Genomic DNA, 14,754 nt, shown 5'->3' on the forward strand with positions numbered 1-14,754 from the left:
ATCGCCGCCGTTCGCCGCCAACCAGGGAAGAAGAAAAATGCAGAAACCGACCTGGCCGGTCCCGCGCATCGCGGGCGCACTGGCCACCATGCTCGTCATCGCCTTCACGGCCACGGCCTTGCGCCCCGCGCGCAGCCAGGCCGCTGCCGGGCGCCACAAGGTCCAGCGCGACCTCGTCACCGTGTTCGAACACACCACCGACTACGTGGTGCAGGCCGATTCACGCGGCCGCATCCACTACATGAACCCGGCCCTGCGTCACGCCCAGGGCATCGGCCGCGATGCGCCGATGGACGGCGTCGACGTCACGATCTTCAACACGCCCGAAACCAACCGCCTGTTCGTCGACACCATCCTGCCCGCGGCGCGCGACCGGGGCGTCTGGATCGGCGAGACCACGATCTTCGTCGCAGGCGGCCGCGAGCTGCACGTCGACCAGATGGTCATCGCCCACAAGGGGCCGGACGGCCGCGTCGGCCTGTACTCGTCGATCATGCGCGACATCAGCGACCAGATCGCGCTGCGGCACGAGCAGCAGCGCCTGGCCGCCTCGCTGCGTTCGGAAAACGTGCACCTGCTGAAGGTGGCGCAACGTGATCCGCTGACAGGCCTGCTGAACCGGCTGGGCTTCGAGGTGATGCTCGAAGAGCACCGCGATACCCGTTCGCTGAGCCTGCTGTACATCGACCTCGACCGCTTCAAGCCGGTCAACGACACGCACGGCCACGCGGTGGGCGACGAGCTGCTGCAGCACTTCGCGCTGCGGCTGCAGATGCTGGCGCAGCCCTTCGACGCGGTCGCCCGGCTGGGCGGCGACGAGTTCGCCATCGCGCTCACCGGCGACCGCAGCGCCGGAGACGTCGATGCGATGGCCGACCGCGTGGTGCAGGCCGCGCACGAGCCCTTCGAGCTGGCCGGCGGCCTGCGCCTGCACATCGGCGCCAGCGTCGGCATCGCGCTGGGCGCCGATGCACCGCCCGGCTGGCCCGCGCTCATCGCGCATGCCGACCGCATGCTCTACCGGGCCAAGGCGGCCGGCCGCGGCCGCCATGCGCGCGAGATCGAGCGCGAGGCCGAGAACGACGCGCTCAATTCTCCTGCTTGAACTCGCCGGTCGACAGCTGCAGCCGCTTGAGCTTGTCGTAAAGCGTCTGCTTGGGCAGCCCGAGCGCCTTGGCTGCCGCGGTCACGTCGCCGTGGCAGCGCCGCAGCTCCTCGGTGATCATGGTCCGCTCGAAGCGCTCGACCTGGGCCGGCAGGCTGGCCGGCAGCTCGCCGCCGCCCGCCGCCGGCAACAGGCGATCGCCCGGCAGGCTCAGCACGAAACGGTCGGCCACGTTGCGCAGCTCGCGCACATTGCCGGGCCAGGTGTGGGCCATCAGCTCGGCCAGCTGCGCGCCGTCGAGGATGGGCGCCGCACGCTGGTAGCGGCTGGCGGCCTGCAGCATGAAGTGCTCGAAGAGCAGCGGAATGTCCTCGCGCCGTTCGCGCAGCGGCGGCAGCTCGATGAACGCGACGCCGATGCGGTAGTACAGGTCGGCACGGAACTTCTGACGGTCGCTCAGCGCCTTCAGGTCGTCCTTGGCAGCGGCGATCACCCGGCAATCCACCGGCACCAGCTTGTTGGAGCCCAGCCGCTCGATGGCGCGTTCCTGCAATGCCCGCAGCAGCTTGATCTGCACCGCCATCGGCATGCTCTCGATCTCGTCGAGAAACAGCGTGCCGGCCTGCGCATGCTCGAACTTGCCGATGCGCACGCGCGTGGCGCCCGTGAAGGCACCGGCTTCGTGGCCGAACAGCTCGCTCTCGGCCAGCGACTCGGGCAGGCCACCGCAGTTCACCGGCACGTAGTTGGCGCGGCGCCGGTCGCTGTGGTCGTGCAGGCAGCGCGCCACCAGGTCCTTGCCGGTGCCGGTTTCGCCGTAGATCACCACGTCGGCCGAAGTACCGGCCAGGTTGAGCACCTCGCGCCGCACGCGCTGCATCTGGGCCGAGCGGCCCAGCAGCGCGGCCTCGATGCCGTGCCAGTTCTCCAGGTGGTCGCGCAGCTCGCGCACCTCGAGCGTCAGCGCGCGCTTCTCGCAGGCACGCCGCACCACGGCCACGAGTTGCTCCGACGGAAAGGGCTTCTCGATGAAGTCGTAGGCACCCTGCCGCATCGCGTGCACCGCCATCGCGATGTCGCCATGGCCCGTGACCAAAATCACCGGCAGCTCGGCATCGACCGCGCGGATCTCGCTGAGCCACTGCATGCCGGTCATGCCGGGCAGCTTGACGTCGCACAGCACCACCGCCGGCCCGCCGAAGCGGATGCGCGAGCGCGCCTCTTCCACGCTGGCGAAGCCGTCGACCGTGAGGCCTGCCAGCTCCAGCGCCTGGGTGCTGCCCAGCCGAACGTCTTCGTCGTCGTCGACGAAGACGACGCGAATTTCCTGCTTGTCGCTCATGAAACGGTTTCCTGTGCAGCCACCATCGGCAGCTCGATCGTGAAGCAGGCGCCCGAGCCGCCGATGTTGGCCGCCCGCAGGCTGCCCCCCAGCTCGCGCACGATGTGGGCCGAGATCATCAGGCCCAGGCCCAGCCCGGCGCCGGCCGGCTTGCTGGTGACGAAGGGGTCGAACAGCCTCGGCAGGATGTCGGCGCGGATGCCGGGGCCGGTGTCGCAGACCTGGATCTGGCAGCGGTGCTCGGCCACCGGATGGGCGCCGGCCTCGATGCGCAGGCGCCGCAGCGGCGAGCCGGCCATGGCGTCGACGGCATTGCCCATCAGGTTGACCAGCACCTGCTCGAGCCGCGCCTCTTCGGCCCAGGCGCACAGGCTCTCGGGCTCGACGTGCACCACGAGTTCCACGCCCTTCTCGCGCAGCCGCTCGGACAGCAGCAGCTGTGCATTGCCGATCGACTGCTGCAGGTCGACCCGCACGCGCGACAGCGTGTTCTTGTACGCGAAGGCCTTGAGCTGGTAGGTCAGCTTGCCCAGGCGGTCCACGAGGTGGCCGATGCGCTGCAGGTTGCCTTTCACGTCGCCGAGCCGGTCGTGCTCCAGCAGCACGCAGGCGTTGTCGGACAGGGTGCGCAGCGCCCCCAGCGGCTGGTTGAGTTCATGGACCATGCCGGCCGACATCTGGCCCAGCGCCGCCATCTTGCCGGCGTGCACCAGCTCGCCCTGCGTGGCGCGCAGGTCGGCCTCGATGGCCTTGCGCGCCTCCACTTCCTCGCCCAGCATCGCGACCGCATTGCGCAGCTCGGCCGTGCGCAGCACCACCTTCGATTCCAGGCCGTCGTGCGCGGCCTGCAGCGCGGCGCGGCTGGCCAGCTTGGCCCGCACCGCGCGCTGGCGCTGCACCAGCACGGTGGCGACCAGCAGCAGCACCATCGCGCCCAGCGCCGCCATCACAGCCAGGTTGCGCGCGCTGGCACGTACCGGCGCGGTGTCGTCCAAAGCCACCACGCGCCAGCCGGCCGGGTCGAGGGTGCGCGTCATGCCGAGGTACTGCAAGCCGTCGAGCGCGATCTCGGCGGCAGGCCCGTCCGGGTTCGCCGTCTCGCGCCAGTCCAGCGGCACCAGGGCGGCATCGCCATAGGGCCGGGTGCCGGCGATGTCCGCCATCGCTTCGGGCCCCAGCGGCGCGAGCGGCCTGAACTTCCAGCCCTCGCGCGAGGACAGGATCACCACGCCGCGCTCGTCGAGCACCAGCACTTCGCCGGGCAGCTTGCGCCACGCCGATTCGGCAGTCTCCAGGTCGACCTTCACGGCCGCCACGCCGCGCCGCTGCCCTTGGCCGAACAAGGCATAAGACAGGTAGTAGCCCGCGCGCCGGCTCGTGAAGCCGACACCGTAGAAGCGGCCGCGCCCGCGCGCCAGCGCGTCCTTCACGTAGGGCCGGAACGACAGGTCGGTGCCCACCGGCGTGCCGGGGTCGTTCCAGTCCGAAGCCGCGAGGCACACGCCCGACGCGTCGATCATGTACAGGTTCGACGCACCGGCCGTGGCGTTGATGCGCTCCATCACGCGGTTGGCCTGCTCGCGCAGCTCCGCGTCGTCGGGCTTGTCGAGCAGCGCGAAGACGGTGGGCGTCACCTCCAGCAGCGAGGGCAGGTAGTCGAAGCGGACCAGGTCCGCCTCCAGGCCGGCGCCCACCATGTCGAGCCGGTGCTGCGTGGCCTCGCGCAGGCGCTCCAGCCCCGAGCGCATGGCCACCGCATGGCCGGCCAGCGCGGCCGCCCCGATGATCGCCAGCGCCACGAGCCAGCCCAGCGCGCGTCGCACGACTGCTTTCATCCCACTCCTCAGCGTCTCCGGCGGCTCCCGCGGTTCCTCTGGCCCCCTCGGCAGGAACCTGTCGCCGGACGGGGCGATGTTAGGCCCGCCGCCATCGCCCGCCCGCGCGGACAAACGCTCTTGCGCAAACATCCTCTTTGATGGCCGCCCTGCCGTGCCTCGGCTACTGCATGTGCTGGCCGCCGTTGATGGCGATGTTGGCGCCGGTGACGAAGGCCGCCTCTTCCGACGCCAGGTAGATGATGAGCCCCGCCACCTCTTCGGGCTTGCCCAGCCGGCCGACCGGGATGTTGGGCAGGATCTTGGAGTCCAGCACTTCCTTCGGGATGGCCGTCACCATCTTCGTGCCGATGTAGCCGGGCGAGATGGTGTTGACGGTCACGCCCTTCTTCGCCACTTCGAGCGCCAGTGCCTTGGTGAAGCCGTGCACGCCGGCCTTGGCCGCCGAGTAGTTGGTCTGGCCGAAGGCGCCCTTGGAGCCGTTGACCGACGACACGTTGATGACGCGTCCCCAGCCGCGGTCGACCATGCCGTCGGCGACCTGCTTGCTCATGTTGAACAGGCTGTCGAGGTTGGTGCGCAGCACCGCGTCCCAGTTGACCTTGTCCATCTTGCGGAAGGTCATGTCGCGCGTGATGCCGGCGTTGTTGACCAGCACGTCGACCGGCCCGAGCTGCTCCTGCACCTGGGCCACCGCCTGGGCGCACGAATCGATGTCGGCCACGTCGCAGGGCACGGCCACGATGTCGTAGCCCTCGGCCTTCATCTGCGCCACCCATTCGGCATGCTTGGTGTTACCCGGCGAATAGGTCACGGCCACCTTGTAGCCGCCGTCCACCATCTTGGTCGAGATGGTCTCCCCCAGGCCGCCCATCCCCCCGGTCACCAGGACCACGCGTGCTTTCGTCATGAGTCTTCTCCTTCTTGGTTGAAAAACGATCGTCAAAAATCTTCAAGCGCGCTCGACCGCCAGCGCGATGCCCATGCCGCCGCCGATGCAGAGCGACGCCAGGCCCTTGTTGGCGCCGCGGCGCTGCATCTCGTGCAGCAGCGTCACCAGGATGCGGCAGCCCGAGGCGCCGATCGGATGCCCGATGGCGATGGCGCCGCCGTTCACGTTGACCTTCGAGGTGTCCCAGCCCATTTCCTGATGCACCGCGCAGGCCTGGGCCGCGAAGGCTTCGTTGATCTCCAGCAGATCCAGATCCTGCGGGCGCCAGCCGGCGTTCTTCAGGCACATGCGCGAGGCCGGCGCGGGGCCCATCCCCATCAGCGCGGGGTCCAGCCCGGCCGACGCGTGGGCACGGATCACGGCCAGCGGCTTCAGCCCGAGCACCGCGGCGCGATCGGCCCGCATCACCAGCACGGCGGCCGCGCCGTCGTTGATGCCCGATGCATTGCCCGCCGTCACGGTGCCCGCCTTGTCGAAGGCCGGGCGCAGCCCGGCCAGGCCCTCGGCGCTGCTCTTGCGGTTGATGAACTCGTCCTTGTCGAAGACGATCGGGTCGCCCTTCTTCTGCGCGATCGAGAAAGGCAGGATCTCGTCGGCGAAGCGGCCCGCGTCCTGCGCGGCGGCGGCGTTCTGCTGAGAGGCCAGGGCCAGCGCGTCCTGGGCCTCGCGCGACACGCCGTACTTCTTGGCCACGTTCTCGGCCGTGATGCCCATGTGGTACTGGTTGTACACGTCCCACAGGCCGTCGACGATCATCGAATCGATCATCTTCCAGTCGCCCATGCGCTGGCCGTTGCGCGAGTTGGGCAGCACGTGGGGCGCCGCGCTCATGTTCTCCTGCCCACCGGCAATGACGATCTCGGCATCGCCGCACTGCACGGCCTGCGCCGCCAGGATGACGGCCTTCAGGCCCGAGCCGCAGACTTTGTTGATGGTGAGCGCCGGCACGTGATGCGGCAGGCCGGCCTTCAGCACGCTCTGGCGCGCCGGGTTCTGCCCCGCGCCCGCCGTGAGCACTTGGCCCAGGATGACTTCGCTGACCGCATCGCCGGGCACGCCGGCGCGCTCCAGCAGGCCCTTGATGACATGGGCCCCCAGCTCGGGAGCGGGCGTGGCGGCCAGGCTGCCGCCGAACTTGCCCACCGCGGTGCGGGCGGCGGCGACGATCACAACATCGGTCATGGTGACTCCTTCTTTCTCTCTGATGGATGGATGAAATGGGAAACCGGGATCCGGGGGTGCAGGGTGCGGCTTCAGGTCGCCTGTTCCCTCACGTACCGGCCCGGCGCGGGCTCGATCACGGGGTGCGCACGGCTGCCCGCCTTCTTCGGCGCGGCGACCTGGGCGCCGGCATGCGTGGCCAGCCAGCGCGTCCATTCGGGCCACCAGCTGCCGGGCACCGACTCGGCGGCGTCCAGCCAGCGCTGCGGCTCGGGGCCGACCTCGCCCACCCAGTGGTTGCGCTTGCGGGCGGCCGGCGCGTTGATGACGCCCGCGATGTGGCCGCTGGCGCCGAGCACGAAGCGCACGTCGCCGCCCAGCAGCCGCGTGCTCGCATAGGCCGTTCGCCAGGGCACGATGTGGTCGTCGCGCGAGGCATAGATGAACGACGGTACGTCGATGCGGCCGAAGTCCACCGACTCGCCGCACTGCACCGTGCCGCCGGGCACGCGCAGGCGGTTCTCGAGGTAGCAATTGCGCAGGTACCAGCAGAACATCGGCCCGGGCAGGTTGGCGTCGTCGCTGTTCCAGAACAGCAGGTCGAAGGCCGGCGGCGCCTTGCCCTTGAGGTAGCCGTTGACCACGTAGGGCCAGATCAGGTCGTTGGCGCGCAGCGAGGCGAACACCTGCGCCAGCTCGCGCCCGTGCAGCACACCACCGCCGCCGATGGCGGCCTCGCGCAGCGCGAGCATCGGCTCGTTGACCAGCATGCCGATCTCGCCCGGGTCGTGGAAGTCGAGCATGGTCGTCAGCAGCGTCAGGCTGGCCGCCTTCTGCTCGCCGCGCGCGGCCAGCACCGCGAGCGCACAGGCCAGCAGCGTGCCGCCGACGCAGAAGCCCAGGGCATCGATGCGCTCGGCGTCCGCGATCTCGCGCGCCACGTCGATGGCGGCGATCACGCCCTCCTCGACGTAGTCGTCCCAGCCCAGGTGGCCCTGCGCCTGCGACACGTTGCGCCACGAGACCAGGAACACCGTGTGCCCCTGCGACACCGCATGCGCCACCAGCGAGTTGGCCGGCTGCAGGTCGAGGATGTAGAACTTGTTGATGCAGGGCGGCACGATCAGCAGCGGCCGCTCGAACACCTTGGCCGTGCTCGGCGCGTACTGGATGAGCTGCATCAGCTCGTTCTCGAACACCACGCTGCCCGGCGATGTGGCGACGTTGCGGCCGACCTCGAAGGCCGTCTCGTCGGTCATCGAGATGCGGCCGCGCGCCAGGTCCTGCAGGAACAGGCGCATGCCTTCCACCAGGCTGGCGCCGCCGGAGTCGACCGCCGCGCGCATCGCTTCGGGGTTGGTCGCCAGGCAGTTGGCGGGGCTCAGCGCGTCGAGCACCTGCCGCAGCGCGAAGTGCCACTGGGCCTTTTGCTGCGCATCGGCCGGCGCCTCGTCGATGGCGCCGCGCAGCAGCTTCGCATAGCTCTGGTAGTGGCGCACCGCCAGGTCGAAGCGCGGATCCTCGCGCCAGGCCTGGCCGGCGAAGCGGCGGTCGGCGGCATCGGCGGCATCGGCCGGTTCGCCGACGGGCCAGATGGCCGCCACCTGCCGCAGCGTCTCTTCCTGCCAGGCACTCAGCGTGCGGGCCGCGGCCATCAGCGACAGCGGCACGGGCTCGGCATCGGCACTGGCCGGCGGCGGCTCCGGCGCGGCGCCGAAGCTGCGCAGCATGGCCTGCTGCGCATCGAACAGGTCGGAAATCCAGCGGCCGAGATCGGGCACGGAAGGGGGAAGGGGCGCACTCATGGAAAAGAAACTCCTCAATGCAGCTTCACGTGGGGTTCGGTGCGCCGCACGATCAGGCGCGCGAGGGTGTCGAGCGCCACCTTCGGAAAGCCGTGCAGCGCCAGTTCGTGCATCTTGTAGAGCGACAGGTACATGAGCCGCGCGAACATGCCCTCGACCATCAGGCTGCCGCCAATCAGCCCGCCCATCATGTTGCCGACGGTGCTGAACTCGCCCAGCGACACGAGCGAGCCGAAGTCGCGGTAGCGGTAGTCGGCCAGCGGCTTGCCCGCCAGCCGGCGGCGGATCTGCCTGGCCATGTGCGACGCCTGCTGATGCGCCGCCTGCGCTCGCGGCGGCACGAAGCCGCCCTGCCCCTGGTTGGCCTGCGGCCAGGCGCAGGCCGCGCAGTCGCCGATGGCGAAGACGTTCTCGTCGCGGCTGGTCTGCAGGGTCGGCAGCACCACGAGCTGGTTGATGCGGTTGCTCTCAAGCCCCGCCAGCTCTTTCAGGAAGTCCGGCGCCTTCACGCCGGCCGCCCACACGATCAGCTCGGCCGGCAGCACGCGGCCGTCGGCCAGGCGCACGCCGACGGGTTCGACCTCGGCCACCTTGGCATCGGTGAGCACGTCCACGCCGAGCTTGCGCAGCAGGTCCTCGGCCGAACTCGACAGGCGCGGCGGCAGGGCCGGCAGGATGCGCGGCGCGGCCTCGACCACAGTCACGCGGATGTCCTTGTCGGCATCGACGCGGTCGAGCCCAAAGGCCACCACCTCGCGCGTGGTGCGGTGCAGCTCCGCGGCCAGCTCCACGCCGGTGGCGCCGGCGCCGATGATGGCCACGTGCAGCTGCTCGGGCCGCAGCGGCGCCCTCTGGGCATGCGCGCGGATGCAGGCGTTGACCATGCGCGAATGAAAGCGCCGCGCGTCGGCGGCAGACTCCAGCCGCATCGCATGCTCGCGCACCCCGGGCGTGCCGAAGTCGTTGCTCTGGCTGCCCAACGACAGCACCAGCGTGTCGTAGCCGAAGGCGCGCTGCGGCGTGACCTCCTGGCCCTCGTCGTCGACGTGCGGCGCCACCAGCACTTCGCGCCGTTCGCGGTCCAGGCCCACCATTTCGCCTACGCGGTACCGAAAGTGGTGCCAATGCGACTGGGCCAGGTAGCCCACCTCGTGCGCGCTCATGTCCATGCTGCCTGCCGCGATCTCGTGCAGCTTCGGCTTCCAGACGTGGGTGCGGTTCTTCTCGATCAGCGTCACCTCGACCTGGCCGCGCCGACCGAGCGTGTTGCCCAGCCGCGTGGCCAGCTCGAGCCCGCCCGCGCCGCCGCCGACGATGACGACGCGGTGCGGCGCGGCGCGGGTGGATGTCGCGGCGTCCATGGGTTTCTGCGGCCTGTGGCTCAGCGGCGGGCCGGTGCCGATGCCGTCACCGGCATGTGCTGCTCGACGGCATCCAGCACCACCTCAGGCTCCTCGGCCGCGGCGGCGGTTTCGTTGTTGAGCTGCTCGTGCATGCGCTTGGTGTCGAGGTCGCCGGTCCACTTGGCGACCACCACCGTTGCCACGCCGTTGCCGATCAGGTTGGTGAGCGCGCGTGCCTCGGACATGAAGCGGTCGATGCCCAGGATCAGCGCGAGCCCCGCCACCGGCACCGTGCCCACGGCCGACAGCGTGGCCGCCAGCACGATGAAGCCGCTGCCGGTGATGCCCGCCGCCCCCTTCGACGTCAGCAGCAGCACCGCGAGCAGCGTCAGCTCCTGCGTCAGCGTCATCGGCGTGTTGGTCGCCTGCGCGATGAACACCGCCGCCATGGTCAGGTAGATCGACGTGCCGTCGAGGTTGAACGAATAGCCGGTCGGCACCACCAGGCCCACCACCGACTTGCGCGCACCCAGGTTCTCGAGCTTGGCCATCATGCGCGGCAGCACCGATTCGGACGAGGACGTGCCCAGCACGATCAGCAGCTCTTCCTTGATGTACTTGATGAACTTCCAGATGCTGAATCCGTGGAAGCGCGCGATCAGCCCCAGCACCACGAAGATGAAGATCAGGCAGGTCAGGTAGAAGGTGCCCATGAGCTTGCCCAGCGAGAACAGCGTGCCCACGCCGTACTTGCCGATGGTGAAGGCCATGGCGCCGAAGGCACCGATGGGCGCCACCTTCATGATCATGCCGACGATCGAGAACAGCACGTGCGAGCCCTTCTCGATGATGTCGAACACCAGCGTGCCGCGCCCGCCGAACTTGTGCAGCGCGAAGCCGAACATCACCGAGAACAGCAGCACCTGCAGGATCTCGCCCTTGGCGAAGGCATCGACCACCGTGCTCGGGATCACGTTGAGCAGGAAGTCGACGGTGCCCTGCATCTTGCCCGGGCCGGTGTAGGCCGCGATGGCCTTGGTGTCGAGCGTGCTCGGGTCGACGTTCATGCCGTCGCCGGGCTTGAACACGTTGACCAACACCAGCCCCACGATCAGCGCGATGGTGCTCACGACCTCGAAGTACAGCAGCGCCAGCCCGCCGGTCTTGCCGACCTTCTTCATGTCTTCCATGCCGGCGATGCCCACCACCACGGTGCAGAAGATGATGGGCGCGATGATCATCTTGATGAGCTTGATGAAGCCGTCGCCCAACGGCTTCATCGATTCGCCCAGCGCGGGATAGAAATGCCCGAGCAGCACCCCGATGATGATCGCGGTGATCACCTGGAAGTAGAGTGATTTGTAGAAGGGCTTGGGAACCGACCCCTTGCCCGCGTCCATGGTGGTGTCCATTGCTGTCTCCTGTCGATGAAAAGGAACTGGCTAGCCCGCGCGCTGCGCGCCGGCGTGGACCGCCGCGACGGCGGTCATGTTCACGATACGCCGGACGGTGGACGAAGGCGTGAGGATGTGTACCGGCCGGTCGGCACCCAGCAGGATGCCGCCCACCGTGATGCCGCTGCCGGCGGCGATGCGCAGCAGGTTGTAGGCGATGTTGGCGGCGTCGACGTTCGGCATCACCAGCACGTTGGCGGCCTCGGTCAGGCCGGCCTCGGGGAACTCGCGCTCCAGGATGCTGCGCGACAGCGCCGCGTCGCCGCGCATCTCGCCTTCGACCGCCAGGCCGGGGTCGCGCAGCTTCACGAGCTTGAGCGCTTCGCGCATCTTCTGCGCCCCGGCCGCATTGGAATCGCCGAAGCTCGAATGCGACAGCAGCGCCACGCTGGGCGTGATGCCGAAGCGGCGCACCGCCTCGGCCGCCATCAGCGCGGTCTCGGCCACCTGCTGCGGCGTCGGGTCGGCGTTGACGTGCGTGTCGCAGATGAAGAGCTGGCGCCCCGGCAGCATGAGCATCTGCACGGCCGCGAAGGTGCAGGCACCGCTGCGCAGGCCGATCGCGTCGCGCACGTAGGCCAGGTGGTCGTGGAAGCGGCCCACCGTGCCGCACAGCATGGCATCGGCGCGGCCCTGGCGCACCAGCATCGCGCCCAGCAGCGTGCCGCGGCCGCGCATCTCGGCATGGGCCAGCGCGCGCGACACGCCGCGGCGCTGCACCAGGCCGTAGTAGGCCTCGGCCGCTTCGTCGTGCACGGCCGGGTCCATCGGGTCCACGCATTCACAGTCCTTGCCCGGCGTGAGGCGCAGGCCGAACTGCGCGATGCGCTCGGCGATGGCGTCGGGCCGGCCCACCAGCAGCGGGCTGGCCAGGCCCTCGTCGACCACCACCTGCGCGGCGCGCAGCACGCGTTCGTCTTCGCCCTCGGCGTACACCACTCGCCGCGGCGCGCGCTTGGCGGCGGCGAACACCGGCTGCATCGCGCCGCCAGACTGGTAGACGAACTGGCCGAGACGCTGGCGGTAGGCCTCCAGGTCTTCGATGGGGCGCAGCGCCACGCCGCTGTCCATCGCGGCCTGCGCCACGGCCGGCGCCACGGCCTCGATCAGCCGCGGATCGAAGGGCTTCGGGATCAGGTACTGCGCGCCGAAGCGCAGCCCCGCCGCGCCGTAGGCCTGCGCCACCACTTCGGGTATCTCGGCATGGGCGAGGCCGGCGATGGCACGCACGGCCGCTAGCTTCATCTCTTCATTGATGGTGGTCGCCCCCGTGTCCAGCGCGCCGCGGAAGATGAAGGGGAAGCACAGCACGTTGTTGATCTGGTTCGGATAGTCCGAGCGGCCGGTGCCCAGGATGGCGTCGGGCCGCACGGCCAGCGCGTCCTCGGGCAGGATCTCCGGCGTGGGGTTGGCCATCGCGAAGATCAGTGGGCGCGGCGCCATGGTGCTCACCATGTCGGCCTTGAGCACGCCGCCGGCCGACAGGCCCAGGAAGATGTCGGCGCCGGGCATCACTTCGCCGAGCGTGCGCGCATTGGTCTCGCGGGCGTAGCGGGCCTTGTTGTCGTCCATGCCCTCGGTGCGGCCCACGTAGACCACGCCCTTGGCGTCGGTGACCACGATGTTGTCGGGCTTCAGGCCCAGGCTCACGATGAGGTCGAGGCAGGCCAGCGCCGCCGCGCCGGCGCCGGAGGCGACCAGCTTCACCTCGCCGATGTCCTTGCCCACCAGGCGCAGTCCGTTGAGGATGGCGGCGGCCGCCACGATCGCGGTGCCGTGCTGGTCGTCGTGGAACACCGGGATCTTCATGCGCTCGCGCAGCTTCTTCTCGATGTAGAAGCACTCGGGCGCCTTGATGTCCTCGAGGTTGATGCCGCCGAAGGTCGGCTCCATGCGCGCGATGGTGTCGATGAGCGCATCGGGGTCGTCCTCGGCCAGCTCGATGTCGAACACGTCGATGCCCGCGAACTTCTTGAACAGGCAGGCCTTGCCTTCCATCACCGGCTTGCCCGCGAGCGGCCCGATGTTGCCCAGGCCCAGCACCGCGGTGCCGTTGGTGACCACGGCCACCAGGTTGGCACGCGAGGTCAGGCTCATCGCCTCGGCCGGGTCGCGCGCGATCTCCATGCAGGCCTCGGCCACGCCGGGCGAGTAGGCCAGCGCCAGGTCGCGCTGCGTGGCCATCGCCTTGGTGGGCGTGACCGAGATCTTGCCCGGCGTGGGGTAGCGGTGGTAGTCGAGCGCGTCGTCGCGCAGGTTGTCGGCCATGGTGTCTTTCTGGGTTGGATCGGTCGGGATCGGTAGAGAGAGCGGTCGGTGCGTCCGCGCTACTTCTTCTTGCTCGGCGGCAGGTCGGTGCACACGCCCTCGAACAGCTCGGCAGCCATGCCGATCGATTCGCCGAGCGTCGGATGCGGATGGATCGTCTTGCCGATGTCGGCCGGCTCGCAGCCCATCTCGACGGCCAGGCAGACTTCGCTGATCAGGTCGCCCGCATGCGTGCCGACGATGCCGCCGCCCACCACGCGGTGCGTGGCCTCGTCGAAGATGAGCTTGGTGAAGCCCTCGTCGCGGCCGTTCGCGATGGCGCGGCCCGAAGCGGCCCAAGGGAACACCGCCTTGCCGACCTTCAGGCCCTCGGCCTTGCACTGCTCCTCGGTCTTGCCAGCCCAGGCCACCTCGGGGTCGGTGTAGGCCACCGACGGGACCTGCCGCGCATCGAAGAAAGCCGCCTCGCCGTGCGCGGCCTCGGCCGCCACGTGGGCCTCGTGCACCGCCTTGTGGGCCAGCATCGGCTGGCCGACGACATCGCCGATCGCGTGGATGTGCGGCACGTTGGTCCGCAACTGCCGGTCGACGTCGATGAAGCCGCGGTCGGTGACAGCGACGCCGGCCTTCTCTGCGCCGATCTTCTTGCCGTTGGGGCTGCGGCCCACGGCCACCAGCACCAGGTCGTAAAGCTGCGGCTCTTTAGGCGCCTGCTCGCCTTCGAACGACACCTCGATGCCGGCCGCGGTGGCCTTGGCGCCCACCGTCTTCGTCTTGAGCATCACCTTGTCGAAGCGCGGCTTGTTGACCTTCTCCCACACCTTGACCAGGTCGCGGTCGGCGCCTTGCATCAGGCCATCGAGCATCTCGACCACGTCGATGCGCGTGCCCAGCGTCGAGTAGACGGTCGCCATCTCGAGGCCGATGATCCCGCCGCCGACGACCAGCATGCGCTTGGGAATGCGCTTGAGTTCGAGCGCGCCGGTCGAGTCGACGATGCGCTCGTCTTCCGGGAAGAAGGGCAGTTTCACCGCCTGGCTGCCGGCCGCGATGATGGCCTTCCTGAACTTCACGACCTTCTTGCCGCCGTCGGCCGCGGCCACTTCCAGGTGCCACGGGTCGAGGAAGCTGCCCACGCCGGTCAGCACCTCGACCTTGCGCATCTTGGCCATGCCGGCGAGTCCGCCGGTCAGCTTCTTGATGACGCCTTCCTTGAAGGCGCGCAGCTTGTCGATGTCGATCTCGGGCGCGCCGTACTTGATGCCGTGGTCGGGCATCTGCGCCACCTCGTCCATGACCGAGGCGGTGTGCAGCAACGCCTTCGACGGGATGCAGCCGACGTTGAGGCACACGCCGCCGAGCGTGGCGTAGCGCTCGACGAGCACGGTCTTCATGCCGAGGTCGGCGCTGCGGAAAGCGCCGGAGTAGCCGCCGGGGCCGGCGCCGAGCACGAGCATCTCGCATTCGACGTCGGCCTTGCCGGCGTAGG

At 69.5% G+C, this 14,754-nt stretch carries 10 protein-coding genes; 1 reads left to right on the forward strand and 9 read right to left on the reverse strand.

Annotated elements, in window-relative coordinates; translation table 11 throughout:
* Window positions 1–37: 37 nt before the first annotated feature.
* Entirely contained in the window at window positions 38–1,105 is a 1,068-nt protein-coding gene (locus B0W80_RS27255) for a diguanylate cyclase domain-containing protein (protein WP_077002287.1), read from the forward strand.
* On the opposite strand, the gene B0W80_RS27260 is transcribed toward B0W80_RS27255, so the two are convergent.
* From B0W80_RS27260 to lpdA, 9 genes are all read right to left on the reverse strand, one after another.
* A complete protein-coding gene (locus B0W80_RS27260; protein ID WP_077002288.1) occupies window positions 1,089–2,447 on the reverse strand; it encodes a sigma-54 dependent transcriptional regulator in 1,359 nt (452 codons plus the stop codon). The two genes, B0W80_RS27255 and B0W80_RS27260, sit on opposite strands and share 17 nt — an antisense overlap.
* Entirely contained in the window at window positions 2,444–4,282 is a 1,839-nt protein-coding gene (locus tag B0W80_RS27265; protein ID WP_077002289.1) for an ATP-binding protein, read from the reverse strand. Before B0W80_RS27265 ends, B0W80_RS27260 begins: the two co-directional genes overlap by 4 nt.
* A gap of 163 nt (window positions 4,283–4,445) precedes the next feature.
* The gene (phbB, locus tag B0W80_RS27270) at window positions 4,446–5,192 is read right to left on the reverse strand and encodes an acetoacetyl-CoA reductase (RefSeq protein ID WP_077002290.1); all 747 of its coding nucleotides are present in this window, start codon (window positions 5,190–5,192) and stop codon (window positions 4,446–4,448) included.
* 42 nt (window positions 5,193–5,234) lie between these two features.
* Entirely contained in the window at window positions 5,235–6,416 is a 1,182-nt protein-coding gene (locus B0W80_RS27275; RefSeq protein ID WP_077002291.1) for an acetyl-CoA C-acetyltransferase, read from the reverse strand.
* 71 nt (window positions 6,417–6,487) lie between these two features.
* Entirely contained in the window at window positions 6,488–8,200 is a 1,713-nt protein-coding gene (gene phaC / locus B0W80_RS27280; RefSeq protein WP_077002292.1) for a class I poly(R)-hydroxyalkanoic acid synthase, read from the reverse strand.
* A gap of 14 nt (window positions 8,201–8,214) precedes the next feature.
* A complete protein-coding gene (locus B0W80_RS27285; RefSeq protein ID WP_077002293.1) occupies window positions 8,215–9,561 on the reverse strand; it encodes an NAD(P)/FAD-dependent oxidoreductase in 1,347 nt (448 codons plus the stop codon).
* Window positions 9,562–9,581: 20 nt separating this feature from the next.
* Entirely contained in the window at window positions 9,582–10,955 is a 1,374-nt protein-coding gene (locus B0W80_RS27290; protein ID WP_306171877.1) for a dicarboxylate/amino acid:cation symporter, read from the reverse strand.
* 30 nt (window positions 10,956–10,985) lie between these two features.
* A complete protein-coding gene (locus B0W80_RS27295) occupies window positions 10,986–13,265 on the reverse strand; it encodes an NADP-dependent malic enzyme (protein WP_077002294.1) in 2,280 nt (759 codons plus the stop codon).
* 59 nt (window positions 13,266–13,324) lie between these two features.
* Window positions 13,325–14,754: dihydrolipoyl dehydrogenase (gene lpdA, locus B0W80_RS27300; protein WP_077002295.1), on the reverse strand; the 1,430-nt coding region annotated here is incomplete at its 5' end.

It is taken from the genome of Variovorax sp. KK3, from assembly GCF_001984055.1.
GTDB lineage: Bacteria > Pseudomonadota > Gammaproteobacteria > Burkholderiales > Burkholderiaceae_C > Variovorax.